Raw genomic sequence first — 24702 nt, 5'->3', positions numbered from 1 at the left:
GAGGAGCGTTTTTACACGCCCTCCGTATAAGTTAATTATTAGCTTCCCTAAAAAACTAGTCCCACTAGTTTTCTGTAGATATTATAAATTAAACTATCTTATCTAGATATTCTGCTCCACAGAATCTAAATGGTATTTCTACTGTACCTGCTGCTCCAGCCTCGAAATCTTGCATAGTAAGTTCATCGAATTGAACACCCTTTAATAATACAGTTTCTTTACCTTTGTTTAATGCGTCTGGATCAGCTAACATTGATTGAATTTCAAAGTCAGTATCTTCTCCTGAATTAATAGCATTGAATATCTTTTCTTCAAATCTAGTTGATACCTTGTGTAACTTTATTGAACCTTTACCAGTAGCTCCAAGCATTTTGCTAGCTACCCATAAGTTTCCACACATCTTAATATCTTCTCTTTGTATTTCAACAGTTGCTTTTAGGCCGAAACATTCATTAATTTTTTCACCATCAACCCATACGCTACCGTAAGTACCATTTATAACATTTTTACCTTTAAAACTCATTAGGTAGTACCTCCATATTATAGTTTTAAGATGAAGAGGGAACTTTTTCCCACCTCACCTTAGTTATACAAATAACTTTGACTTTTCTATTAGATTGCTATAACAAAATCAATTATTTCCATAGCGTCAATCATTGAAATCTTAGCTGATATAAATACCTTGTCACCAGTATTAGCTGATTTAATTTCAGCAGGCTTTAATAGACTTACATCTACACCAGTTTCCTTTAAGTATGCTCTTGTAGCAACTTCATCTATTTCACATTTGTTTTGATTAGCTTCTAGTACCTCTTCTGCTTCTAAAGCTTCGAAGTAAGCATTAATAGCATTACATAAAAGTAATTTATTAGGATAAGTATTTCTTATCTTACCGATGAAGTCATCTTCAGCAGTTCTCTTGATATCATCATGAATCATATCCATGATTTCAACTAACTTTATCTTTTTGAATGCTTCATTTTTATCACCAGTAACAGTTACTAATGAATTGACACCTCTAGCAACCTTAACTTTATCTCCATCATGGAATAAAACTAATTCACCAGCAGAAATCTTAGACGCTGCTTCCTCTTCTGTTAAGTGAGCTGCTATATCTTCAACCTCAGGTAATCTTGCAAATGTAACTGAATCCCTTGCACCAGTACCAGCTATTAACCCAGCTATTCTTGCAGTAAACATTTGAGCAGAATATGCTTCTTCTCTATCCTTCACTTTGATACCATTAGTAGTGAAGTTTATGATACCTTCATTATCAGCAGCAGTGTTAGCTAAAACGGCTTTTACTCTTTTAGATTTATTTTCTCTTTGTAACTTGATCCATGATGCAATAGCTGTATTATCATCTGTCTCACCTTCCGGAGCTGCTAAGTAGTTAAATCTAACTGTCTCTAATCTCTTTAATGATTTAGCTACTGCATCTTCTACAGAAACTATTACCTTACTAGCACCATTGAATGCCATTTCTACAGCTTCCTTTTGAACTGCTGTTAACTCTTCTGGCATATCAGCTAATGACTCTAACACGTGGAATCGTGATTCACCTTTTAATATTAAAGCTACTATTCCATTTGCTGATCTAGTAACTGCTGAACCTGCTAAACCTTTAAATGTAATATTAATTTTAGGAAAACTCATAGGTTTGTACCTCCATAATTCATTAGTTATTTAAATATTTTATCTGTAACTCTCTCATAAGCTCGCACAGGTCATCTATGTTTATCATTGAATCATTATCAACTGTATAATCAAAATTGACGCTTAAGTGAGCCTCTGTATCAGTTAAATTTCCATTTTTAGATGTTATTTTGATATATCTATTTTTAACAGCCAATGAATGCTCACTAAATATTGAAGCCATATTCATATAGACTGCATGTTGTTTAAATTTATCTGTTAATCCTCTACTATTTACAGGTGCAAAATACACTATTTCAAATGTAGCTCTCCTCCTCATAGTTCCAAGGCTTAAATCTTGATCCACAAAATCAACTAATCCTACATAAAAGCTAGGCCTAGTAAAACCCTGTGGTACATCATTTATATAGATGTTAGTATCATCAAATCTTTCACTTATGTGTTTGCATATTGATTCAACTATATAAAATAGATCCATGGTTACCTCCTGCTTTTACTTAAATGGATTTACTTGATCCAAGAAATCATTAATCAACTTATCTGATTTAACGTGAAAGTTATTAATAGCTTTATCATACATATGGGCTCCTTTTACAAAAGAACTTCCTGTTGAATGTCCATTATCTACATAAGGAGCATACTCAACATCTGTAATTACTTCTATATCATTACCAGTTACTTTTACATTGTAACTTTCAGCTAGCCTTCCTGAATCTCTTGGAGTATATCTTTTTATATCATCTTTTAATGTCTTACCCATGCTAGTTTTTAATTTAGGCAACTCTGCGTGAAATTTTGATTTCACGCAATGTAAATCCTTTAACATATCCTCAAGCATTGGTATTACACGCTTTTAGGTACTATTTCTAGGTCTACTTCTTTATGATGAAAGCCTGGATTGTATACGAATAATACATTGAATGTATACTGAGAATATTCGCTACATTCAATTATATCTCCCTCTTCTACATCAGCTTCATTGTTAAAGTAGGCTCTCATAGTGCCTTGAACCGTTGATTCTACTTGATTTGAAGATGTTTTAGCACTTTTTCTTACTATCCTGCATGGGTAAGTTCCTACTATTTCATCTTCATATAAATCAACGTAATATTTCTTAGAGTGATTTTTAGCTCCAAAAATGTTCGCCCTTTTTACTGTACATACTTGGTTAAGTAAACTATCCATTATAACCTTAATTTCCTTATCTGATTTAGCTCGCTTTTATAATCAATTAGAACTGATTCTAAATTAGATGTATCTGCTGAAGATGGCGTAGGCCTTTTAGAAGCTTCACCAGTATCATACTCTACAGAGTAATCACCAATGCTTTCCTTCTTGATTACCTTAGAACCTGCTCTAGTTTGAACTTGCTCCTCTTCATGTGGCTTATACATAAGGTTATAATATGAAGCTACCATTTCAGGGATCAAGTATTGATGGGATAACGGTATTTCTTGTATGTTACAGTAATTTAGTATTTTTATTTTGACCTGCCTTATCAAATATGATAGCAATTCGTCCTTTGAACAATCACTGGTCTTTATTTGAAGCAGTATCTTCACATCAGTTAAAAACATTGTCTTACCTCCCTTGGGAAGAGGCCCCATGAAGAGGCCAATTATGATTATTTATTGAAGTAAGCTTTAATTACCTTAGATTCATCGTATAAGTGAGCTGTGTAGTGTTCATCAACTACGATAGAATTAATCTTCTTCTTAATATCTCTACCAGTTTCAACTTGAACATCTCTCTTTAAGTAAACCTTAAGAGCCCCAGCCTTAACAATGTAGTTTTCATAAGCAGTACCCTCTGCATTTAACTTGATTCTCTTTGAAGGAACTACGTAACAGTTACAGATTTCTCCGATTTGCCCTTTCATTATCACTGGAAGAGGATACTTATTCATGTCTTGGAAGTTAGCATCTTTTCTTAATGCAGTAACTTGCTTTGGATTAACAAATAATACTTTTGGCTCATTTTCTTCTTCATCGAATAAATCAATAGCATCAACTATTCCGTTGTAAGAAATCTTAGCACCTGCATTATGTTCTAATGTTGCATCAGCTAATACTGTTAGACAGTCATAGTCAATCTTATCTCTAATGGCCATTTTTAATTGTCTTTCAGCTTCTGATACTGGATCTCCGTAACCACTTAAAACTGATTCATCAGTAATGTCTACTGCTTTACCTGCTTTTTTAACTGTAGCTTGAGTTGTAGAAGTTTGTAATTGTGCTGATCCAATTTCTTCACCTTCAGCAACATCTTCTGCCATTCCAATATATGCATACTTAGGAACAGTAATTGTATTTCCTGGTTGCCCTACTAAAGTTGTGTCTATATCTGCAATAGGAGCAAATCTTAATAATTGTGGAAGTTCTGCTGAAATCATGTCAGCTAATACTTCTGGATTAATTAGGTTTTCTAATTTAGTTAAACTCATCTTTTGTTTACCTCCATAGGATAGTTATTATTTATTTAAGGACTTATATAATTCTGGATTAGAATCATATAAAGACACTCTTTCTCTGTAAGTCATCTTCTTAAAATCTTCTTTTGTTATAGTAGTATTATTAGATGTTCCTGCCTTAGGAGTTTTAGACTTTATTCTTTCATCTACTGCTACTTGTAATGCTTCCTGCCATACTTTTTTAAAGCTATTTATCCTTTCAATAACCTCTTCTGCAGTATCAGCCATCATGTATTCAGCAAATGTTACTGGCAAGCTTTCCTTTTGAAGTTCAACCATTGTTTGATTCAATAATTGTGTTTTAGCAAAAGCTTTTCTTTCCGCTTCAAAGGATTTTCTTTCAGCCTCTAATACAGCTTTTTCTCTTTCAGCTTGAGTCATCTTTGCTAATCTAGCTGCCTCAGCTTTTTCTTTCTCAATCTTAGCTTCAAAATCAGCTTTTAGCTTTTCTTCACGCTTCTTAATTGCTGAAGCTACTCTTTTATCACCTTCTGATTGTAAAAGTGCCTGCAATTCTTCAATTGATTGAGGAAGTTTTATTTCTGGTGTTTTGTTCCCACCCTGCTGATCCACTTCGTTAGCATTCACTCCCGCTGGATCTATTACTGTGTTAACATCTGCCATAGTTATTACCTCCTGTGATTAGTTATTCATGGTAGATATACAATGAAGAGTATAAAAAAATTATTACAATAAAAAAATCTATCAAAATAGGGAGATGCTATTACACTTAAGCTGTCTTATTTAGCTTTAATAACTCAACTAAAACCTCAAACTCAAAGTGCTCTTCACCGTACTTGTTTCATGCTCTTTGTAATTTAGTATTTTCATGCCTATTGTATTTTAGCTGGTCTTTATGTGATGCTACCCTCTTCTTTATATTGGTTGATAGTCCTATATACCTCTTCCCATTAACTTTATTAGTAATACTATAAATGCCTTCCATCTTATCCCATCCTTCGTTTAATACTTCAAAGAAGTATTACTAGATGAATAAGTGCTTTTACACATTACTATTTCAATCAAATTTTAAGAATATATATATAATATTGTATATTGAGAATTTGTAAGACTAATCATTGAACTATAGTTGAGAATAATATTCTTGAAACCTAATACAATAGATAAAAGCCTGCAGATTGATGCAGGCTCTTTTTTAAGCAGTCTTAGCTAAACTTACTTCTCCCTCTTCTGAACTTGCCTGTGAAGAGGCTGTCAGTTGATTCTCAGCTATCTTATCTAATAACTCTTCTTTATTATCAATAAATGGTAGTAGGACTGCTAAATATTCCGTTGGTATTATTGTAGAAAGTTTATTTACTATTTCAGCATTCTCTAAAAGGTTCTCCGGAAGATTTCTAGTATATCTTAAAGTAATATCCTTAAAATCAAAAGAATGGCCTTTTACATTCATAGCTGATATTATAAGCTTCAACCTTCTAGTAATAGCTTGAGTAAACTTACGCTCCTTAGCAGCAATAAGGTTCTCAAATCCCCAAAGCTTATATTTAAGAGCAACTCCACTTATATTATTTGCAAAGCTTTCATCAGTCAGGCATGGTATAGAACATGAGAAATGAATATTATCATGTAATGTTTTTAAATGGTTCATCACAGCCGAATCATTAATATCTTTAGTAAGAAATGTTATATCTCCATCACTGTCTACCTTAAATGCTCTCTTCTCTACAGCCTCTGCTATTTCTTCATCAGTTGTTCCTGCATAGCCTTTTAATATAAGGTACGCATTTCTAAAATACTCGAATTCATTACTATTATTTGATAAGGCCCTGTCATATTCATCTATTAAGGATAATGCTGGCTCAAAATCACCTTTGGCGTTATTATTGTTAAGGTAGTGTACAATAGGCACTTCACCAAAAATATGCTCTTCTTCATCAACTAGCTCAAATGATTCATTCTTCTTCTCGTAATACTCTACACCAGCTTCAGTATAAAGCTCAGCATAAACTATATCATCTTCTTCATAGTATCTAAGTGCCAGGTCTATCTGTGGCTTAAGCTTGCTATTATAGTGAACTATGGTTTGAGCATTATCTAGTTGAGCAAATTGTATATTAGCCTCTTCATCTATATAAACTAATTCAAAAGCTTCACCTGTTATAGATAGCGTTCTTGATAGCTCCATATTTGCATCATCTTCACCATTCTCGTCTAGTACAGCATATAAAAGGGATTTTAGGATATCATCCTTTGAATCATACTGAAGAGGCTGTCCTAAGAAATATCCTATTGCAGTATCTACAATAAATTTTGGGTATGGTGTAGCTATTCTATTGTTAGGCGTATTGGCTGGAGCTTCCTTCTTGAATATATCATGGAAGCCTGCATAGTAATTATCTAGCTTCTTGTACTTCGGAAGTTTATATGTCTTGTGATAATCTATTAATTGCGTAATTGCTTTACTTCTATCATTATCTAATTTAAAGTTAATCTTCATTAGTTACCTCCTTAGAAGCCAAATATGGATCTATTAACAGCTTCTATTTTCTTTACATTATGGAATGTCATTATATTGTATCGTAGGCTATCCATTGCATCATCATTAATCTTTATAACAATATCCTTTCCCTGCGATTGGCTCTTCTTCTCATCCCAAGCATATACATGGAACTCTTTAATTGTATTCTTACAGCTCTTATGCACGTAAAGCTTATTATCTGCTATCAGAGATGATACCTTGCTTATACCATCAGTAACATCCTTAATACAGTCTGTTACTCTAATACCTCTTCCTCTTAGTTCCAGGATAAAAGAAGCGGCTGCACTATCAACTGTTATTCCATTAATCTTATATCCATCTATGAACTTTACCAGGTCATCAGCAAGTTGTGTATTAGTCTTTCCACTCTTGTAGTACTCTTTAATCATATAATACTTGCCTTGGTATTCTCCTAGCATGGTAAATGCAGTTGGGTGAGTTGTACCGTAATCTATTGCTACAGTTATCTTATTAAATCGTTCAGGCAACTTATCTACTACATGAACCTTTACATCGAAATGAGGATATACAAGGCCCTCAGCATTGCACCATTCTCCAAGCACATTCCTCTGATAGAAAACCCCTTTAAAAGCTTTTTCTGCCTGCTCTATATATTCTGGATTGTTCTTAGTCAGATAAGGATTATCATGCATAAGGAATCTCCAATGCTTAACTAGCCCCTTCATCTCAACGTTATCCAAATAATCAGTTTTTATATAATGAAATGGACTATCAGGATTGCAGTTCCAGAAGAGATGTCCTCCTTTAACAGAACAACGTCCTATTAACTGTTCTATGAAGCTCTTAGGGAAGAGCGTAACTTCATCACACAAGGCTGATACTAAAGTCATACCTCTTATCTTGTTCTCTGAACGCTCATCAGAAGCTCCTATGCAGATTATCTTCCTATCTCCTATAACTAATTCTCCTGTTGATCCGTTATATGAATAATTACCTTCCCCCAATAAATCAAATAAACCATTCTGAGACTTAAGTACGTTTCTTTCTAATGTACGAATAGTCTTACCTGCCATCAGCATAAGTCCAGGAGGCGCATTCATAATCTCATATAACCATCTAAGGTTAAATACGTGCGTCTTACCTGATCTGATTGCTCCATCAGCTATATTAATCCTAGCATTTGAGTTGAAGAGGAAATCTAACTGTTTCTTACTTAACTCCGCCATTAATCTTCCACCTCTTCCCCATGTGCTTGCTTCATCAATTCAAACATCTCAACGTACTCAGATAATTGACCAGTCTTTTTATTTGCCTTGCCCTCATTAGCTTTCTGTATCTTCTCTAGGATAAGTGCTATATCTGTAAGCTGCTTTGTCTTGACTCTGCCATCTAAAGTAAAGAAATTATGCTCCGGTTCGCTCAAGGCAGTCTCTACGATTAAGCCTAGTCTATCCCATAAGCTAGAGAGCCAAATGTTCCTATTTTTTGAAAGGGTTGTAGTAACTTTGGTAGGAACTATTACTTCTTGAGTAGGCACTTCAATGTCATTTATAAAAACTGCTTCTTTATTAGATGGAACTTTAATATCCCCGTCTTCTTTAGAGGTATGTCGGTCACAGCTACCCACCTCTTCTATCTGTGGATTAATAAGTTTCTCTGCTATTTTCTTTTCCTTGTTCCATTTAGCAACCTGTTTTTTGCAATAGCTATACGAGATATTGTTTTTATCAGCCAAATCTTTAATGTTCTTGTATTTACCTGCTAACCAATCCTTCTTAATCTTTGTCCAGTTATGCTTCTTTTCAGCCATTGTTAAATACCTTCACACACGAAGAATGAATCTAGATGAGAGCGGTAAGTTGAGCCCTTTTCTGTTACTATTTCTAGTTGAAATTGGTGAGTAGTATTTGCTGTAAAATACTCTTTTTCTATTAGCACATAAGCTACATTGTTAATCATATCTATAGAACATTCAAAATCGCTTGAGCTTATTTCATCATTATTTTCTCTTCTTTGTATCTTTAAAGTTATTTTCATATCTTCAGTTAAATTAACTCGATTATCAGTTATATCTGCTATATTAAACTTAAAAATTGCATCTGTGTTTTGTATAACCATCCCAGTTTCCTCCTAAGTTTTTTCTTCTGATTTAGATATACAAATAAATGAGCAAATAAAAAAGAATGAACTAATTAAAGTCCATTCCCATTGTTACCTTTGCTAAATATTCATTTATAAGGTTTATCTTCATATTAAAGTAGTGTATAGGGTATTCATCAATTCTAACTGGCACTATTGCATTAAAGTAATAAGTCTTAGCATCAGTTGCTCTTAAGGTTACTACTCTTAATGTTTTATAATCATTTATCATTAATGCTTTAACTTTTCTTTGTGTACTATAATTGCTAATATTCCCTATAATAGTAGTCCTAGATGTAGGAACTATTTTAGTATAATCATAATGTGATATAACAGTTCTTTCTGTAGATCCAGTTATATTATTTATAATTGCTAATCTTCTATTAGCATTAGCTACTCTATTATAGCTAGCTATATTTTTTCTTTCTGTATTAAATGATTTTTCTTCTACCTCAATAATATTTCTAGTAATATAACCATTAACAAAACTGCTACAACCAATAAAACGCTCCATATGCTCATTTAACCTTGATATATTAGAAATACTTCTCTTAGTATTTAACTGGTCCTCTACATTTAAATGAGAGCTTCTGGTTAATGGTTTTGCATTAATGTTATTAGCCATGATTTTTCTTAAAGTATCAACTTCATAGATAGTTACATTTATGTCTACAATAGCTCTACCTGTTGGCCCTACTATAACTTTATTAACTAAAGTACTTCTTATAGCCTTAGATAACATATCTGATTCAATGATAGCCATTCTTGATGTAGAATTATCATTGATAGCATCTATTAAAATCATTCTATTTGAGTTAAACTTTTTAACTATAACATTATCTTCTGTAGTCCTTCTTAGAGTTGCTCCTGCTACTGAGTTATCCTTCAATGTTAATCTATGGTTATTAAAGTAAGTTCCTAGATCCAGTCTGGTACTTCTCATATAAACTGCTCTAACAATATTATCATTAAGAGCTTTTCTAGCAGCCATGTTAACTAGCTCATCTGATACATTAATTTTTCTATTTAAATGCCCTGTAACAGAGTTTATGTTAGTAATATGTCTTTCTATATTTAACTTAGGTTTAAAATCTATATGAGAGGTTCTTTTTAACAGTGCTTTATATAATACATGTATTTTTCCATCAAACTCGCTATCAGTTAAATAAGGTATATAAAGATATCTGTTCCCTGGATATCCTAAACCTCCACCAAGTAAACCTGTTATTTGTGTTTGTGCACTATTACGTCCTCTTTCTTCAAGTATTTCTTCTGAAACTATCTCTTCTCCATTAATATCCATAATGTACTTTTTCAAGTAGTTTATATCATTTACTTTTACTGTTTGAGTGAAGTAGTATTTATCTATATAAGCATCATACATGACTCTACCTAACTTAATGTTAGTTGCTCCTGTATCAATAGCAATAACTTTACCTGATCCATCGAATCTAACTTCAATGTTTGTTGATGAAGTTGGTCTTACTATACTAACCTGTTTATATCCATTGCTAGCTTTACATAGTGTAGCGTCTAGCCTTATGTTAACTCTAGGTATTCTTCTAAATATATTAGCTTTAGTATTTATAACTATAAAGTCATTACACCCAGTAAAATCTAATATTATTTCATTTCTTTGATAACCTACTATTCTATAAGTAGGTGCTTTAGTTGTCGGAATAGCAAATTGCATTGAGCTATCTTCATTAATTATTTGATTATATTGTTTTATTGTTCCTTTGATTATATCTGCTTCAACATATCCATCACTTATAATCATTTTTTCCTTATCAGTATCAGATACAGCTTTTAATATATAAAACTTAGCCTTATCTTCTGAAGCTTCTAATGGTAATACGTATACTACATTTTTAAATGCTCCACCAATCGCATAAGTATTTTGATAGAAGTCTGATTCAAATGTTGAGGTTGATATACCATCTCTTTTGAGATTATATCTAATCGTACATATATTAGTAATAGTACTAAATGTTGAATCTAGATCTGCTGTTCCTCTAGCAACTAATGATGATTCATATATCTTATTTATTTCAGTTCCATCAACATTAAATAACTCGTATCTTGTAGTTAATGATGTTCCTGATATAAACCTAAAATATGTTCCCCCTGAATATCCATAAGTATCTCCAATGGTTCTAATTGATAGGTGTCCATCAAGAATCTCTCTTAATGTTTGGCATAATGCTAATTTATTTGCTAATGTTGCTCTAATAGTAATTGCTTTTAACGTTTCATCTGCAATTAATCTTCTACTTACTAATACTTTAGTTAGTGAATTAACTGATATGCATCTTATAGTTTTCTTGCTAATAGTTTTATCTATTGAAGTTGCTCTATTTGATTTATAGACATCTAAATATTCCTTTATAGATGTTCTTTTCACAACCGAATCTACATTAAAATTAACTATGTTTTTTTTGATTGTAACTTTAGTATTTTTGCTTAATACTATTGCAGGTCTTAATGTATAGTTGATAGCATTAACATCTTTAACAGCTATTCTATGAACTGCTCTACTTATTGAATTATCTGTAATAATAGGTCTCCTTAACTTAGTGCTTACTATATTATTTATACTAACATTTCTGTTAATCATAGCTTTTTTACTTTCAGCTTTAACATTAAATCTCATTGCATTAAAATCATAGTTTTTTAATGAAACTAACTTTCTATTTAAGCTATTTATACTAGCATTATCTGAAACAGTCTTTCTATAGAACCAGTTATTTTTATTAGCACAATTTATAACCTTTCTTTTAGATTGACTAGTAATTGTTTCTTGTAATTCAACTTTTCTCAATGCAGATTTCACTAATATATTATCTTTAAATACACCTCTAAGAGCCCTTGAATTATTATTAAATATGAGCATAACTTTACGCCCCAGTCTAGATATAATTTCTAAATCTATTACAGATTTTCTATTGATCAAGTACTTACTTCTATAATTGCTAATTACTTTTCTGGTTACACAAACATACTTGCATGAAAGTTTAGATATCTTTCTCTTAAGTCTAATTTCATTTTTAAAAGTAGTTATTGTAGTTCTAAATCCTTTATTTTTCTTCATTTCACTTATACTTGTTTTTCTATCAGTTTCATTTGTAATAAGTGAATTTACAACTGTCTTTCTAGTTGTCACTAATTCTAACGATGTTTGAATTATTGAACTTTCTTCTTCATACATCACACCTGTCAAAAATGCTTTTGTAGTAGTATCATACCAAACCCTATTTGAGATGTATCCCTGTGCTGAAATCTTCAAGTCTATATGAGTACCATCTAAGATATCAAAAAATTGATTATTTGGTAAACTAGTATTTATGTCTTCATATGCGTAAAGTTCTATCAACTTATTTACATCATCTAAACAAATTTCTAATTCTATAGAATCTCTAGTTTCTTTTTGAAGCTTAAAACTATCTATACGTCCACTAGTCATATTAGTATTTGTTGTACCAGTTCTTGTATTGACTATTTTAATTCTAATCTGAGTTAATTTCATGCCATCCGGTACTATATCTTTAACTAGGTCTTGTATATTGAATACTTTTGCAGTACTGTACCAGGTGGAATTTTTACTTGACTTAACACTTAAGATATTAGTATTTAAATTATCTATTGTAACTGCCATCTTATATCCTCCTAAAAAATAAGGAGAGCTAATTGCTCTCCCTACTGGCCTTTAGCCTTTACACTGCTTGAATTGTAGCTTCCACTTTTATTTTAACACTAACATCATTGCATGGTTGTTCATCATCAGTTGCTTTAGCTTTCACGTAGAAAGTTACACCCGTTGCATCAACTAAATCAGATATAGTTAATGTTTCTAAATAAGTACCATCTTCAGTATCACATATACTCCATTTTGCAGATGTAGCACCCTCAAATGAGATTGTTGTATCTCCGTAAGTTGAGAATCCTGATTCTACTGTAAGTTTAACTGCTAGAGGTTCTGATACTTCGTTTTTAGAAGCATTTAAAGGACCAACTGATAAAGGATTGCTTTCAGTTATTTCTGTATCATTATGAAAAAGTTTTAAATATTGCATTATTTAATTCCTCCTGAATTTCTTATTTTCTATCTTAGATATACAAAAAGCCCTATAAAAAAATAGGACTTACTTTATCTTTCATCAAATATTCAATTTTAGATTTAGCTTCTTTTATAGTTGTTACTACATTTGATATTGATATACCTTTATCAATAGCTACTTCTTTTCGCCTCATACCTTGATGATAAACTGCCATTATGATTTCTCTTTCTTCTTCTGTAAGATACTTATTAATGATTGTTTTTAAGTCTATTAAATCAGAAATATCAAAGTTAACTAAGTTCATTTCTTCAATATCTTCGCCAAATTTTATTGTATATTTCTTCTCTTTTTTAAAGGCATTTCTAAATTCATTTTCTATAATGAATCTCGCATAGGTATTAAATTGAGTTCCCTTCTCTGATTTATATGTTTTAGCGGCTTTAGTGAGCCCAAAGAATGCCATGGATTCAAGTTCATCATATGATAACAATTTTTGTGTTTTTCTCCATTTATGGGCCAGCCACCTTGCGAAGGCTATGTTATCTTCTATCAGTTTATTTTGTTCATTATTCAATAAGCAAGTCCTCCTTAAGTATGATTTCTGATTCAGTTAGAAATTCATCATCAACTCTCTTTCTAACCATGATAGTACATAAACAGAACAGTGCTAGAAATAACGCTAATGATGCTCTTATAAATATGCTATCAATAATTAAAGTTATAATTAAAATCATACTGGTAAGAATTACTTTTTTTAAGTTTTTCTCCATTTTTTTCTCTTGTTACTATTGCTTCTCTTTGCTTTTCATTTGTTATAATTATCATTATTTCTTCTCCTTAAAAAATAGCTAACGATAAAGTTAAAATTATTAAAAATACTGATAAAATGGTAAATCCTATTTTGCATTTAGAAGCAAATATTAGATTTTTCTCATTCATGATTCTTATTTCTTCTCTTATTTCAGTTATACTCTTATTCATATTAGTTAACTCCTTCAACATCATACATTTCTTTTAATATTACCTTAGTTAAAAATACATCAGCAGTTTGTGCTAAGCTCATTAAAAACATTGCTCCTGCCCTCTGCTCTATTGATATACTTACTTTAAGGAGCTCTTCAATTGTTTTAATTGCTCCTGTATAATTGTGACGCTCTAAATCAATTAGAGCCTTTGTAAATAATTCGTCTGCCTTTTCCATCCTTTTAAAATCATTCACTATTTTAGATATAATCATAGTCATTTCTCCTTTTTTAGCATGCTATATTAAAATATTGTTTAAAGTCTATTATTTGAACATCTACTGCACTTTGTAGATCTGATTGTTTAACTAACCTACCTTGATTTGAGTACCAAAACTCTCCTTTAGATCCAGTAGTTTTAACTGAAACCTCTTTGTAATTTGATTCATTTAATCTTAGCCATGTTTGAGCCTCTTGTGTTGGTATTACATGAAGTTCGTACTTTTCCATGAAATAATAAAAAATGTAATCTGACTTAGTAGCATAAAAGCACCCCTTTGTGCCTTTGCTTGTGTTAGATACTGTCTCACAAAAATAATTAGGCGTATTCTTATAGGTATCAGCCTTGATTTCAATAGTAACTGTTTCACCATCTTTTTCTGCTACTAGGTCTATATCAAGTATCTGATATGCTTTATCTCCTTCTACATTTGTTACATTCCACCCTGTTGATTCTAGGTATTTAGTTATTTCTGCTGCACCTATTTCTGCATAATTGTTACTGTTTTTAAAGTAATTCTTATTGTTCATGATAAATCTCTCCTTTGTAATTGGGTCTTCATACGAAGTATTACTGGAGAGTTTTATTTATTTACACACAGTACTATATTTTTTATTTAGAAAGTTTCTCTTGAACTCATAAAACTCTTCTTTAGTTGGTTGCATTCCATATTCTTTATGTAAAAGGCTATGAATACGCTTATGCATTACTACACCAGGTCCATATTTTTTATGTAGGTCTTTCACCTTTAATTGGATCAGCAAAAGTTCTTCTTGTGAGTATTCATGTACTTTCCACTTTTCTTCTAATCCCAGTTCCTCTAACGATTCCCTTACTATTGCTATAAATGGTTTATGAAGATGATGTATCTCTAGGTCATTAACCCTTCTTGTTACAGCACATTTCTTATTGCTTGCCCTAAATGAAGCTTTTTTCCACGCAGCAATGCATTTGGATTTTCTCAAGTATTCATATAGGCTATCTATCTTCTTGATGTTATAGGTCATTAGACTCTCCTCCTCCGTAATTGCTTTTTCATAAACTGTATTACTGTGAGAAAAGTCCTTTATAATATTTCAAAAGGAAAATTGTGCATAAAAAAGAAGTAGAAATTAATCTACTTCTCTCTGTGCCATTGCTATACATGTGTTTAATATCTGTAATTCACTTATGTTATCATAATTCCCATTTATCATGTAATATTCATTTAAAGCTTCCTCTGTATATCTTGCATAACCCTTTTTAAGCATTATTTCTCTAATTCTATTTATCTTTTTTAGTGTATGTTTTTTCATGTTATTCTCCTAAGCTTAAGCTACTAATGCTTCATGTTTTCTTAAGTTCAATATGTGATTATTAGTAATATCATTATCTATATGTTCTATATCTCTAGCTACTTCTTTATTGAATAGACTAAAGATTAAACCTGCAAGTGGTAAATATGAATTATCTAGCTTAACAATCATGATATTGTTAGATTTAAATGGTTTAACTATTTCAAAAGTTACAGAGTTTCTCACACGTCCCAATGTTGATACTTGATACTTTGTGCTTTTGATAGTCTTCCAGATTTCCTCATCTTCATAAGTTAATTTTTCTAAATCCACATATTCATCTTCTCCAATTTCCTTTGCTTTAGAATTAGGAATAGATGATATATCAAACCCGAATATCTCTTTTACTAGGGATATTCTTGATTTATCAGCCATCTTCTTTTCTTCTGCTTCAACTAGCTTCCAAAACTCTTTCTCATCTAAAGTTACTGTTTCTGCTATCTCAACTGTCTGTGCTATTATTTCATCTTTAACTATTTCAAGCAATCCTGCTTCATTTACTGTAATTTTACACTTATCGCTTCTATTGTATAAATCAGATACTTTTAATAATTTCACAGAGTTAACTGTTTTAACTTGCTCTTTTAAATTCTCTATAACTGTTCCTACTTCTTCCAGTTCCATTTTTCTACTCTCTATTTCTCTTAAAGCTCTTGCTTTAATTTCTGCATTTGGTGCTGTAGTATACATATCTATGAAGAACATAGCCTCCTTTTCAATTATGCTCATTTTAATTTCCATATTCTTTAATTCATTCTTGATTTTTACCATTGATATCTACTCCTTTTTTATGCTTTAGTCTTTATTTTTTCCCTTATCAATGGTATAATTAATTTGCTAGATTAATTTAATATCATTGATAAGGAAGTTGTTGCTATGCAATAGCTTTTTTTCTTATTTCTGTTTCTACTGTTATAATAGTGTTCTTATCTAAATCAATTTGAAATACTTTTTCACAGCCTTTTCTTATTTGCTTTACGTGCCTATCTTCTTCCCAATCATAATACGAAATTATAGCCAGTGATTGTATTTTATCATTAAGTTTCTTAGCTTCTGCTACATATCCATTCTCATTTTTAACATATGATTTTATTTGTTGTATTTTACTTTGGCTTATAGTATCTGGTTCTATATCGTTAATCTTTTTAATAAGTCTGCTAATTAGTTTAACTTCTTCTTCCTTAGTAATTGCTCTATTTTCATTAAGTTGCTCTACCTTTGGCTCTTCTTTTTTGCTAATCATTTCTTTTATTTTAGGTGTCATTGGTGGTGGCATTTTTCTTAATAATTCTGCATTAAGCTTAGCGCTCATAACTGGCCCAACCTTTTGCATATGCTGTTGCACAGTTTCTACTGGCTTTATTTCTTCTACAGTTTCATTTACTTCTTCTACCTCAACTTGTGAACTTGTAATCGATGGATACATAAAGAAGTATTCATTATTTTTAAATGCATTATTTTTAGATTTAACAGATACCCAGTCTAGGAACCTTGCTTCCTTTAATTGTTTTAATGCTCTCTTAACGGTTCTTTCTCCTAGGCCTGTTGAGTTTGATATTTCTAATATAGCCGGGCAACATAACCCTGTCTTTGTATTTAATCTACTTTCAAGTTCTAAATAAACTACTAGAGCAGATGCACCGCAACTCTTAACTATTTCTCTTCTAAAATCATTATCTATCATTATAAAGTTCTTTTTCTCTATCAATCTCTTTTTTATCTTTGCATTGTTCATGTTTATTACTCTTGCTTTACTCATCGTCTGTTACTCCTTTTTAGTGAAGCTATATCTATTATCTTAGCTCCTTTCCCTCTATTACTTGAACTAGTTTCTTCTATGATTTCTTGTTCTAATTGCCTTATCTCTTCTGTTGTTGGTTCTCTATAAACGAAGTAGTGATTTTCAAACCTCTCATCGGCAACTGGTTCTAATAATCCAAGTTCATTTAACGCCTTTAATGCTCTATTTTGTGTTGCTGCACTCAAGTACGTATTTCTTCTCATTTCAGATTTATTTAAAACAACTATGTCCACATCTTCAACTTTGCTTAATGCATACATATAAACTGCTAATGCATGAGGTGTTGCTTCAAATAGTATCTTGTTATAAGTTGCAAAATCTATTTCAATCATTCTATTTAGCCTCCACACTCAACTGGTCTTTCATTATTAAATGTCTTAAGTATTCACTTACTGTCATTCCCTTTTTATTAGCTAATTTTGATACTTGTTCTCTCTCATCCTTAGTTGCTCTCATTTTTACAAATACATCTTTCATTCTTAATTGCTCCTTTTCTTTTTTGTTGGCTCAGTGGCCACGTTGGTTATAAAAAAATTTACTTTAATTTGTTCTACACTCTATCATTACTGCTTTCTGTTGTATTCTTACACATTTCATATAAAAACTTTTTTCAAATTTCGTACTTAATAGTCATTATGTCTTCTTTTAATTCCTGTTCCACCTACTTATCCGTTTCCTGCTATTCAGCTTTCTCTGTGTTCCTTAAGTCAGTACTTATTCATTTACTTGTGCTGTAATAACTATCCTTTCAATCAGTCGGCGCACTCCTATACCCTCGGGCTCCTTCCATTTCCGACTTCTTTTTTGAAACCTTATATTATATAATACGTGGCCTATAAAAAATAGACTCCTAATTCTTGAAAATAATAAAACTTTTTTCAGGAATATGTTTCCTATAAATATATGATATCAAGTTGATATCAGCTTGTCAATGAAAAAGTGATATCTTTTTGATATCAGCTATGGTATATTATAAGTAGATAATCATTTAAGGAGCGAATACAAATGGGAGCAATTAAAGATAGTAAAACAAGATATCCGTTAACCCTAGAGAAGGAATTTAAAGCTGAGCTAGAACAGCTTGCTAAGAAAAAAGGACTTACATTAAACTCATTAATAACTTTGGTAATGAGAGAATATGCAGACAAGAAAAAAGACTGATCACTAGAGGATCAGTCTTTTTTATATCCATTTCTTATATCCATTTTTGGCCCATGGCTATAGCATTTGGCACATGGCTAAAAGCTAGTCTTTTCAATAGCTGTAGCGGCTTTGCTTATTACAATTAGCCATAGGTCAAAATGGCCTACTAACTATATGTATATATAGTATTAGCAAATATAAAATTTGCTAGATACTATATTAAAATGAATATAAGTTATTATTTAAAAGAAAGCTTTTGATTTTCATTCATGATTCCTTTGCTCTCTAGGAGCAGTCATACATGATGAAAATTTAGACTGTACTGGTTAGTTTCTGTATATGATAGTAACTGATATAAATACCAGTCTTATATGACTGCCTGGCGAATGGAGCCCACCTCCATTCTTTCTACTCAGGTATAGTTACTATGAATGTGTCGGAGCATACCCATGCTCCTCTAGCCCAGGGTGAAGTTATCTCTCTACAATAATATTCATAAATGGTTGCATTATACTATCTGTATACGAAAACCTGAATCCTACTTTCCCTTGTTGAAAGTTATTGCAGGTTTTTAATAGCTATTAATATCAAGTGTAAGTTATTATATGAATATTATCTATAACAGCCTCACACAAAGCTAGTTACTCTATTAAGACTGTAATAAAGAAAAGTTACTATAAATAATCTACCTCATGATACAGTGCATCTCAGAAGCTTATGTAATATATTCATGAATCTGTAAAAAAAGATATTATAACGCCGCCAGCCCAACTTATGCTACAAAAGTGCCCCCATTGTTATAACTATGTTCCTACGAGCTATCCTAAGGGTAAGCTTAAGTATAAGTAATGTCATTTTTCATTTACGTGAAGCTTTTTTGTTAGAAATCACTATTTTTTTACATAAAAAAAAGTAGCCCACACTCGCAAAGTTAAGCTACTTTAATCTTTATTAACAAACCATAAGCCACGTATCAATATAACACTTGACTTACTAATATGATAACATAACTTTAAATATATATACAATAATTTACATAGTTTTTATTTCATATTTTCTAAAGGTGAGTATCTTTGATATGATTTTCGTATATCCGTCATTGTAACATCTAAATATGCTTGTTCTGTAACAGTAACACTACTATGACCTAATATTTTAGAAAGCATAAATATATCTCCACCACTTAATAAAAATCTTTTAGCAAAATTATTGCGTAGGCCATGTGGTGTTATATTCTTAATTATGCCTGCTCTTTCTCTATATTGTCTAAAGTTTCTCTCAAAATTGCTTGCTGTTATGATAGTACCTTTTTTTGTTGGAAATAACCATTCACTTGTACAATATCTATCCTTATATTGTAACCATTTTTTAAGGATGGTTGACATTGTATTACTAAAGAATACATATCTATCTTTTTTACCTTTGTTTATTTCAGCAGGAATCAAAATAGTTCTTCTTTCAATATCAATGTCTTCTAACTTTAAATTTAATGTTTCTGATAACCTCATCCCAGTGTCAAAAATAAGTTGTATAATCGTATAATCTCTATATTCACTATATATGGTAACATTAATTGCTTTAATAAGAGCTTTAAATTCTAAATCCGAAATCTCCTCTTTCATTTTTCTTTTAGCTTTAACAAATTTAACTTTTTCCATTGGCGATTTCTTAATATATCTCTTGTCTAAACAATAATTGAAAAATACTTTCATATTTCTAATGTAGTTATTAATTGTAGCATCACTGATTGGTTTTCCAAAATCCTTTCTTGAATCTGGATGATTATAAGCTACAGTTTTATCATCTGATACATATGAATACTTACCTCTTTCTTTTGTAAACTTTAGATAATCACCAATATGCTCAAAAGTTACCTCAGTTACATTAGCCACCATATGTTCCTCTTTTAGATACTTAAAAAACAACATCAAAGTTGACTCATAACTATTGATAGTTTTCCTACTTAATTCTTTTAAAGAACAATACTCCATGAAATCTTCCAAGTAAAATTCTAAGTCTTTTTTACTTTTTAATAAATTTGCCATAACAAAAAACACTCCTTTCGTCAAATACATTTCTGTAATTGCGAATTGAAGTGTTTTCACATATGTCTAACAACTAGTTTGTAGGCATGAAAAATAGTTTGTAGGCTTTTTAATATAACTGGTAACTTTTTACCAATCGCTATAATCCTGTATTTTTCTAACTTTACAACCTATTAAGATACTTTATTCTTAAGTCTTAATTTATCAGCAATAATTGCTATAAATTCTGAATTAGTAGGCTTGCCTTTATCATTGTGAATAGTATATCCAAATAGCTTATTAATAGCATCTATTTGACCTCTTCCCCAAGCAACTTCTATTGCATGCCTAATTGCCCTTTCAACTCTTGAAGCTGTAGTATTGTATTTTTTAGCTATTGAAGGGTATAATTCCTTTGTAACGGCAGATAATAATTCCATATCATTAACAACCATTGTAATTGCTTCTCTTAAATACATATATCCTTTTATATGTGCTGGAACACCAATTTCGTGAATTATAGTTGTTATTTCAGTTTCTAAATCTACCGGTTCATTAACTGAACTAGTATTTGTCGATAAAAGTTCACTTACTTGAGAAGTTCTTTTTATTGACTGATTTAAATCAGTTGATGTTTGGAACATTTCTCTGATTCTTTTTGTAAATATATCCATATCAAAAGGTTTTACTACATAATAATCTGCACCTAATGTGATTGCTTTTTGAGTTATTTTATCTTGTCCAACTGCTGATAAAATTATTACTCTAGGCATTTTATCTATGTTTAGGCCATTTAATTTTTCTAAAACCCCTAATCCGTCTAAGTGAGGCATTATTATGTCTAATACCACTAAATCTGGTTTTTTGCTTTGAATTAATTCCAATGCCTCTCTTCCATCTTGTGCTATTCCTGTAACTACTATATCTTTTTGATTTAATAAGTAATCATTAAGAATACTACAAAATTCTTTATTATCATCTGCTATAAGTACTGATATTTTTGAATCTTCCATTTTGTTCTCCCCTTTATCCACTTAATTTATATAATCAATTCATTTATCCTTGAATATAGGTTAAAAATAGGTTTTAAAGTCTATTCTATTTATTCGACACTTAAACTTTAAATCCTTCTTTTAAATTTATTTATTTTGTTATTAAGGAATAAATAAATTAATATTTGCTAAATGCTGTACCAATAAATATTAAAACTTAATTATCTTCCACTATTTGTAAATTATACACCATAAATGTGATTTAGTCTATAGCTTTTGTGTGAATATTTTCCATTTTTATCTTTTAAATGATAAAAAAATTAATTAGGGATAAAATCCCTAATTAATAACACCTGCATCCTGAAGCATCCATTCTATGTATATTCCATAACCTACGTCGGGTTTATTTATAAGTACGTGAGTCACTGCTCCAATAATTTTATTATCTTGTATTATTGGACTTCCGCTCATCCCTTGGATAATACCTCCTGTTTCTTTTAATAGTTTTTCATCTGTAATCTTTATTATCATACTTTTTGGTCCAGCTTCCTGTTGTTCTAACTTTTTTATTATTTCTATTTCGTATTCTTTTGGGCCTTTTTCGTCTATTGTTGTTATGATTTTTGCTTTACCCTCTTTTACTTCATCTCTGAAACCAACTTGAAGTTCTTTGTTTTTGTTAAATTTATGTCCGTTCTCCAGATTGCCAAAAATTCCACTTGTAGTATTTTTTTTGATTTCTCCTAGAGGTGTATCTTCATTTGTAAATATACCCTTCAATTCGCCGGGATTACCTTTTTCACCTTTTCTTAAACTTATTATTGCTGAATCATATAAATCTCCATCTTTAATATTAAAAAGTTTATTTGTATCAGAATCTGTGATTGGATGACCTAATGCTCCAAAGTTTTTACTATTTTTATCTATGAATGTCATTGTTCCAACACCTGCTGTTGAATCTCTTACCCAAAGTCCAATTTTATTTTCAGATTTTTCTTTAATCACTTCTATTTTTTTTGTTAATAAATCACCATCTCTAATGATTTTTACATTTAAAACTTTATTTTTAGATTCTAATATTTTTTGAGACAATTGATTACAATTAACTACACTTTTATTATCCACTTCTATGATTCTATCACCAACTTCAATACCGGATTTTTTCGCTGTACTGTCTAATTCATTACCATTGCAAGTTAATTTTGAAAAGCCAACTACTAGTACTCCATCCGATGCTATTTTAACTCCTACACTATCTCCACCAGGTATTATTTTTAAATTTTCATACTTTTTTAATTGTACTGATTTTAAATTTATTAGTCCCATAAACTTGATATCTAAAGAATCTTTTGTATAAGTTATTTTGTTTAATGGACTCAAGTCTTTGAAAACACTTTTAGCACAAATTGAATCAGAAATATATATCTTGTCTGGTAGGTCTTTTACTGTAAAGATTGATGGCAATAATACTACTAAAATTAAAGTTACAACTAAACTAATCCTTTTAACATATCTCTTGATCATATTGTCTCCTCCTTTGCCTCTATCTTTACTTTTCCCTCAACTAGAATTTCATATCCTCTTAAACCTTTTCTATAAAAGACAATTTTTTATAATAAAAAAAAATAAAACCACTTTAAGATAGTTTTATTTTTTCCTTATTTTGATACTTTATGTACCTATATTTGATTTTATTTGATTTTTTTTAGATTTAGCTTTTAAAAGCATCTCTTCTACATTGTTAATTGTTGTTTCGGTTGGATTGTCTCCACCTAACATAGAAGCAACTTGAAGTATTTTTTCTTTTTCATTTAAAAGCCTAATATTAGTAAATGTCTTACCATTTTTCACGTTCTTTGAGACAAAATAATGATTATCAGAAAGGATTGCTATCTGAGGTAAATGTGTGATACACAGAACTTGGTGATTAATTGAAACTTGATACATCTTCTCACCTACACTTTGCCCAACCTGACCACTTATACCAGTATCAATTTCATCAAAAATTAGAGTTGGTATTCTATCTTTATCAGCGAATACGCACTTAAAAGCAAGCATTATTCTCGAAAGTTCACCACCTGATAAAACTTTTTCTAATGATTTTACTGGCTCACCTTGGTTTGTTGAAATCATAAATGTTACATTGTCAAATCCATTCTCATTAAAAGAATTTGTCTTTTCAACTTTAATTATCATTTGTGATTTATCTAATCCAACGTATGCTAACTCACTTAATATTCTCTTTTCTAGTTCACCTTTATTTTTCAGTCTGATTTTTGTTAATTTATCACCAATGGTTTTCATCTTACCAAGAGTATTTTCAAGTTTTTCATTTAAACTATTCAATATTTCTTCAGAGTTAGTCACATCATCATATTGTTTTTTTAAATTTTTATAAGTTTCTAAAACAGCCTCAACTGAACCACCATACTTCTTCTTATAAGAATTTATAGCAAATAGACGTTCATTAATATCAGCTAATAACCCTTCATCGTATTGAATACTGTCAGCTATGCTTCTAATGTCCCTAGTTGCCTCTTCTATATTGTAAAAAGCTTCTTCAATTATGTTTCGCTTGTCTTTTATATCTGAATGATGTATATCTATTGTATTTAATTCACTTATAATTTTTGATAGAGCTGATAAAACATTCTCTGAACTACTAGTTCCATTTAGTAAATCATAACTCATATTAAGTGATTTATTTATTTTTTCAGAATTACTCAATAATTCATATTGCAATTTCAAATCTTCTTCTTCACCTAATTTAAGATTTGCTTTATCTATATCTTCAAGTTGAAACTTTATGTAGTCAATCATTTTTTCACTATCTACAGATTTCTTTAGCTTATCTATTTCTGTTTTAATTGAAGAGTATTTATCCATTTCAAATTTAAATTTTTTTAAAATTACTTTAATATCTTCCCCGATATAATCATCTAAGTAATTTATATGAGTTGCCCTATCTAATAGTGCTCCATTTTGATGTTGACCATGTATATCTAATAACTTTTCCCCAATTTTTTTTAATTGAGACACTATCAAAGCTTTTCCATTTACTTTAACGATACTTTTACCACTTAAAAGAGTCTCTCTTCTAATAATAAGTGTATCCTCATATTCTATTCCATAAACATCGAGTACATCCTTTAGGTTAATACTATCTATTTGAAATATAGCTTCTACTGCTGTTCTTTCTTCTCCTGTACGAATTAGATCTTTGGAAAATTTTCCTCCAAGGACATAGTCAATGGCATCTATTAATATTGATTTTCCCGCTCCAGTCTCACCTGATAAAATATTAAATCCTTTATCTAAATCAAATGAAACTTCTTCAATTAATGCAAAATTCTTAATTGATAACTGTAATAACATTTTT

At 30.7% G+C, this 24702-nt stretch carries 30 protein-coding genes; 1 reads left to right on the top strand and 29 read right to left on the bottom strand.

Annotated features, from left to right (window positions below; all coding sequences use genetic code 11):
• Nucleotides 1–88: 88 nt before the first annotated feature.
• From INR60_RS04760 to INR60_RS04640, 25 genes are all read right to left on the bottom strand, one after another.
• Nucleotides 89–523 carry a phage tail tube protein gene (locus INR60_RS04760; protein ID WP_194190330.1) on the bottom strand — a complete coding sequence of 145 codons (435 nt, stop codon included), beginning with the start codon at nt 521–523 and terminating at the stop codon, nt 89–91.
• 89 nt (nt 524–612) lie between these two features.
• Entirely contained in the window at nt 613–1656 is a 1044-nt protein-coding gene (locus INR60_RS04755; RefSeq protein ID WP_194190329.1) for a phage tail sheath subtilisin-like domain-containing protein, read from the bottom strand.
• Nucleotides 1657–1678: 22 nt separating this feature from the next.
• Nucleotides 1679–2134 carry a phage tail terminator family protein gene (locus INR60_RS04750; protein WP_194190328.1) on the bottom strand — a complete coding sequence of 152 codons (456 nt, stop codon included), beginning with the start codon at nt 2132–2134 and terminating at the stop codon, nt 1679–1681.
• Between the two features lie 15 nt (nt 2135–2149).
• The gene (locus INR60_RS04745; protein WP_238480392.1) at nt 2150–2482 is read right to left on the bottom strand and encodes an HK97 gp10 family phage protein; all 333 of its coding nucleotides are present in this window, start codon (nt 2480–2482) and stop codon (nt 2150–2152) included.
• A 17-nt stretch (nt 2483–2499) separates the two neighbouring features.
• Nucleotides 2500–2841, bottom strand: coding sequence for a hypothetical protein (locus tag INR60_RS04740; RefSeq protein WP_194190326.1), 342 nt, complete (start codon nt 2839–2841; stop codon nt 2500–2502).
• Nucleotides 2841–3233 carry a phage head-tail connector protein gene (locus INR60_RS17735; protein ID WP_194190325.1) on the bottom strand — a complete coding sequence of 131 codons (393 nt, stop codon included), beginning with the start codon at nt 3231–3233 and terminating at the stop codon, nt 2841–2843. The genes INR60_RS04740 and INR60_RS17735 overlap by 1 nt, the downstream gene beginning before the upstream one ends.
• Nucleotides 3234–3280: 47 nt before the next feature.
• A complete protein-coding gene (locus tag INR60_RS04730) occupies nt 3281–4099 on the bottom strand; it encodes a N4-gp56 family major capsid protein (RefSeq protein ID WP_194190324.1) in 819 nt (272 codons plus the stop codon).
• A 27-nt stretch (nt 4100–4126) separates the two neighbouring features.
• Nucleotides 4127–4750 carry a DUF4355 domain-containing protein gene (locus INR60_RS04725; protein WP_194190323.1) on the bottom strand — a complete coding sequence of 208 codons (624 nt, stop codon included), beginning with the start codon at nt 4748–4750 and terminating at the stop codon, nt 4127–4129.
• 178 nt (nt 4751–4928) lie between these two features.
• Entirely contained in the window at nt 4929–5072 is a 144-nt protein-coding gene (locus tag INR60_RS17670; protein ID WP_194190322.1) for a GIY-YIG nuclease family protein, read from the bottom strand.
• 210 nt (nt 5073–5282) lie between these two features.
• A complete protein-coding gene (locus INR60_RS04715) occupies nt 5283–6587 on the bottom strand; it encodes a phage portal protein (RefSeq protein WP_194190321.1) in 1305 nt (434 codons plus the stop codon).
• A gap of 11 nt (nt 6588–6598) precedes the next feature.
• Nucleotides 6599–7816 carry a PBSX family phage terminase large subunit gene (locus INR60_RS04710; RefSeq protein WP_194190320.1) on the bottom strand — a complete coding sequence of 406 codons (1218 nt, stop codon included), beginning with the start codon at nt 7814–7816 and terminating at the stop codon, nt 6599–6601.
• Nucleotides 7816–8400: a hypothetical protein gene (locus INR60_RS04705; protein WP_194190319.1), complete on the bottom strand. Its 585-nt coding sequence runs from the start codon at nt 8398–8400 to the stop codon at nt 7816–7818. The genes INR60_RS04710 and INR60_RS04705 overlap by 1 nt, the downstream gene beginning before the upstream one ends.
• Nucleotides 8401–8402: 2 nt before the next feature.
• Nucleotides 8403–8708 carry a hypothetical protein gene (locus tag INR60_RS04700; RefSeq protein ID WP_194190318.1) on the bottom strand — a complete coding sequence of 102 codons (306 nt, stop codon included), beginning with the start codon at nt 8706–8708 and terminating at the stop codon, nt 8403–8405.
• A gap of 70 nt (nt 8709–8778) precedes the next feature.
• On the bottom strand, nt 8779–12384 hold the full coding sequence (locus INR60_RS04695; protein WP_194190317.1) for a hypothetical protein: 3606 nt from the start codon (nt 12382–12384) through the stop codon (nt 8779–8781).
• Nucleotides 12385–12442: 58 nt separating this feature from the next.
• Entirely contained in the window at nt 12443–12802 is a 360-nt protein-coding gene (locus INR60_RS04690; protein WP_194190316.1) for a hypothetical protein, read from the bottom strand.
• Between the two features lie 52 nt (nt 12803–12854).
• On the bottom strand, nt 12855–13361 hold the full coding sequence (locus INR60_RS04685; protein ID WP_194190315.1) for a sigma-70 family RNA polymerase sigma factor: 507 nt from the start codon (nt 13359–13361) through the stop codon (nt 12855–12857).
• 263 nt (nt 13362–13624) lie between these two features.
• Nucleotides 13625–13768, bottom strand: a complete 144-nt coding sequence (locus INR60_RS04680; RefSeq protein ID WP_194190314.1) for a hypothetical protein — start codon at nt 13766–13768, stop codon at nt 13625–13627.
• Nucleotide 13769: 1 nt separating this feature from the next.
• Entirely contained in the window at nt 13770–14024 is a 255-nt protein-coding gene (locus tag INR60_RS04675) for a hypothetical protein (RefSeq protein WP_194190313.1), read from the bottom strand.
• Between the two features lie 16 nt (nt 14025–14040).
• Complete coding sequence (locus INR60_RS04670) at nt 14041–14559, bottom strand: hypothetical protein (protein WP_194190312.1); 519 nt, start codon at nt 14557–14559, stop codon at nt 14041–14043.
• 57 nt (nt 14560–14616) lie between these two features.
• A complete protein-coding gene (locus tag INR60_RS04665; RefSeq protein WP_194190311.1) occupies nt 14617–15036 on the bottom strand; it encodes a hypothetical protein in 420 nt (139 codons plus the stop codon).
• A 105-nt stretch (nt 15037–15141) separates the two neighbouring features.
• A complete protein-coding gene (locus INR60_RS04660) occupies nt 15142–15324 on the bottom strand; it encodes a hypothetical protein (RefSeq protein WP_194190310.1) in 183 nt (60 codons plus the stop codon).
• Nucleotides 15325–15339: 15 nt separating this feature from the next.
• A complete protein-coding gene (locus INR60_RS04655) occupies nt 15340–16134 on the bottom strand; it encodes an NUMOD4 domain-containing protein (protein WP_194190309.1) in 795 nt (264 codons plus the stop codon).
• Between the two features lie 103 nt (nt 16135–16237).
• The gene (locus INR60_RS04650; protein WP_194190308.1) at nt 16238–17122 is read right to left on the bottom strand and encodes a helix-turn-helix domain-containing protein; all 885 of its coding nucleotides are present in this window, start codon (nt 17120–17122) and stop codon (nt 16238–16240) included.
• Nucleotides 17119–17496, bottom strand: a complete 378-nt coding sequence (locus tag INR60_RS04645; RefSeq protein ID WP_194190307.1) for a hypothetical protein — start codon at nt 17494–17496, stop codon at nt 17119–17121. The genes INR60_RS04650 and INR60_RS04645 overlap by 4 nt, the downstream gene beginning before the upstream one ends.
• Before the next feature lies 1 nt (nt 17497).
• The gene (locus INR60_RS04640; RefSeq protein WP_194190306.1) at nt 17498–17641 is read right to left on the bottom strand and encodes a plasmid mobilization protein; all 144 of its coding nucleotides are present in this window, start codon (nt 17639–17641) and stop codon (nt 17498–17500) included.
• Between the two features lie 528 nt (nt 17642–18169).
• Here INR60_RS04640 and INR60_RS04635 point away from each other — a divergent pair.
• On the top strand, nt 18170–18325 hold the full coding sequence (locus INR60_RS04635) for a DNA-binding protein (protein WP_194190305.1): 156 nt from the start codon (nt 18170–18172) through the stop codon (nt 18323–18325).
• Nucleotides 18326–19350: 1025 nt separating this feature from the next.
• On the opposite strand, the gene INR60_RS04630 is transcribed toward INR60_RS04635, so the two are convergent.
• The 4 genes from INR60_RS04630 to recN form a co-directional block, all read right to left on the bottom strand.
• Nucleotides 19351–20382, bottom strand: coding sequence for a tyrosine-type recombinase/integrase (locus INR60_RS04630; protein ID WP_238480390.1), 1032 nt, complete (start codon nt 20380–20382; stop codon nt 19351–19353).
• Nucleotides 20383–20525: 143 nt separating this feature from the next.
• Entirely contained in the window at nt 20526–21344 is an 819-nt protein-coding gene (gene spo0A / locus INR60_RS04625) for a sporulation transcription factor Spo0A (protein ID WP_194190304.1), read from the bottom strand.
• Nucleotides 21345–21662: 318 nt separating this feature from the next.
• Entirely contained in the window at nt 21663–22847 is a 1185-nt protein-coding gene (gene spoIVB / locus INR60_RS04620; protein WP_194190303.1) for a SpoIVB peptidase, read from the bottom strand.
• A gap of 147 nt (nt 22848–22994) precedes the next feature.
• On the bottom strand, nt 22995–24698 hold the full coding sequence (recN, locus tag INR60_RS04615) for a DNA repair protein RecN (protein WP_194190302.1): 1704 nt from the start codon (nt 24696–24698) through the stop codon (nt 22995–22997).
• Nucleotides 24699–24702 lie beyond the last annotated feature (4 nt).

The organism is Clostridium chrysemydis, assembly GCF_015234215.1.
GTDB lineage: Bacteria > Bacillota > Clostridia > Clostridiales > Clostridiaceae > Clostridium > Clostridium chrysemydis.
Note: the sequence above shows the minus strand (reverse complement) of the source record. Positions and strands in the feature narration are given on the sequence as shown.

What these genes read in the sequence shown, in the direction of transcription:
- INR60_RS04760 (WP_194190330.1), bottom strand. Translation starts at nt 523, where the DNA reads ATGAGTTTTAAAGGTAAAAATGTTATAAATGGTACTTACGGTAGCGTA.
- INR60_RS04755 (WP_194190329.1), bottom strand. Translation starts at nt 1,656, where the DNA reads ATGAGTTTTCCTAAAATTAATATTACATTTAAAGGTTTAGCAGGTTCA.
- INR60_RS04750 (WP_194190328.1), bottom strand. Translation starts at nt 2,134, where the DNA reads ATGGATCTATTTTATATAGTTGAATCAATATGCAAACACATAAGTGAA.
- INR60_RS04745 (WP_238480392.1), bottom strand. Translation starts at nt 2,482, where the DNA reads ATGTTAAAGGATTTACATTGCGTGAAATCAAAATTTCACGCAGAGTTG.
- INR60_RS04740 (WP_194190326.1), bottom strand. Translation starts at nt 2,841, where the DNA reads ATGGATAGTTTACTTAACCAAGTATGTACAGTAAAAAGGGCGAACATT.
- INR60_RS17735 (WP_194190325.1), bottom strand. Translation starts at nt 3,233, where the DNA reads ATGTTTTTAACTGATGTGAAGATACTGCTTCAAATAAAGACCAGTGAT.
- INR60_RS04730 (WP_194190324.1), bottom strand. Translation starts at nt 4,099, where the DNA reads ATGAGTTTAACTAAATTAGAAAACCTAATTAATCCAGAAGTATTAGCT.
- INR60_RS04725 (WP_194190323.1), bottom strand. Translation starts at nt 4,750, where the DNA reads ATGGCAGATGTTAACACAGTAATAGATCCAGCGGGAGTGAATGCTAAC.
- INR60_RS17670 (WP_194190322.1), bottom strand. Translation starts at nt 5,072, where the DNA reads ATGGAAGGCATTTATAGTATTACTAATAAAGTTAATGGGAAGAGGTAT.
- INR60_RS04715 (WP_194190321.1), bottom strand. Translation starts at nt 6,587, where the DNA reads ATGAAGATTAACTTTAAATTAGATAATGATAGAAGTAAAGCAATTACG.
- INR60_RS04710 (WP_194190320.1), bottom strand. Translation starts at nt 7,816, where the DNA reads ATGGCGGAGTTAAGTAAGAAACAGTTAGATTTCCTCTTCAACTCAAAT.
- INR60_RS04705 (WP_194190319.1), bottom strand. Translation starts at nt 8,400, where the DNA reads ATGGCTGAAAAGAAGCATAACTGGACAAAGATTAAGAAGGATTGGTTA.
- INR60_RS04700 (WP_194190318.1), bottom strand. Translation starts at nt 8,708, where the DNA reads ATGGTTATACAAAACACAGATGCAATTTTTAAGTTTAATATAGCAGAT.
- INR60_RS04695 (WP_194190317.1), bottom strand. Translation starts at nt 12,384, where the DNA reads ATGGCAGTTACAATAGATAATTTAAATACTAATATCTTAAGTGTTAAG.
- INR60_RS04690 (WP_194190316.1), bottom strand. Translation starts at nt 12,802, where the DNA reads ATGCAATATTTAAAACTTTTTCATAATGATACAGAAATAACTGAAAGC.
- INR60_RS04680 (WP_194190314.1), bottom strand. Translation starts at nt 13,768, where the DNA reads ATGAATAAGAGTATAACTGAAATAAGAGAAGAAATAAGAATCATGAAT.
- INR60_RS04675 (WP_194190313.1), bottom strand. Translation starts at nt 14,024, where the DNA reads ATGATTATATCTAAAATAGTGAATGATTTTAAAAGGATGGAAAAGGCA.
- INR60_RS04670 (WP_194190312.1), bottom strand. Translation starts at nt 14,559, where the DNA reads ATGAACAATAAGAATTACTTTAAAAACAGTAACAATTATGCAGAAATA.
- INR60_RS04665 (WP_194190311.1), bottom strand. Translation starts at nt 15,036, where the DNA reads ATGACCTATAACATCAAGAAGATAGATAGCCTATATGAATACTTGAGA.
- INR60_RS04660 (WP_194190310.1), bottom strand. Translation starts at nt 15,324, where the DNA reads ATGAAAAAACATACACTAAAAAAGATAAATAGAATTAGAGAAATAATG.
- INR60_RS04655 (WP_194190309.1), bottom strand. Translation starts at nt 16,134, where the DNA reads ATGGTAAAAATCAAGAATGAATTAAAGAATATGGAAATTAAAATGAGC.
- INR60_RS04650 (WP_194190308.1), bottom strand. Translation starts at nt 17,122, where the DNA reads ATGAGTAAAGCAAGAGTAATAAACATGAACAATGCAAAGATAAAAAAG.
- INR60_RS04645 (WP_194190307.1), bottom strand. Translation starts at nt 17,496, where the DNA reads ATGATTGAAATAGATTTTGCAACTTATAACAAGATACTATTTGAAGCA.
- INR60_RS04640 (WP_194190306.1), bottom strand. Translation starts at nt 17,641, where the DNA reads ATGAAAGATGTATTTGTAAAAATGAGAGCAACTAAGGATGAGAGAGAA.
- INR60_RS04635 (WP_194190305.1), top strand. Translation starts at nt 18,170, where the DNA reads ATGGGAGCAATTAAAGATAGTAAAACAAGATATCCGTTAACCCTAGAG.
- INR60_RS04630 (WP_238480390.1), bottom strand. Translation starts at nt 20,382, where the DNA reads ATGTATTTGACGAAAGGAGTGTTTTTTGTTATGGCAAATTTATTAAAA.
- spo0A (WP_194190304.1), bottom strand. Translation starts at nt 21,344, where the DNA reads ATGGAAGATTCAAAAATATCAGTACTTATAGCAGATGATAATAAAGAA.
- spoIVB (WP_194190303.1), bottom strand. Translation starts at nt 22,847, where the DNA reads ATGATCAAGAGATATGTTAAAAGGATTAGTTTAGTTGTAACTTTAATT.
- recN (WP_194190302.1), bottom strand. Translation starts at nt 24,698, where the DNA reads ATGTTATTACAGTTATCAATTAAGAATTTTGCATTAATTGAAGAAGTT.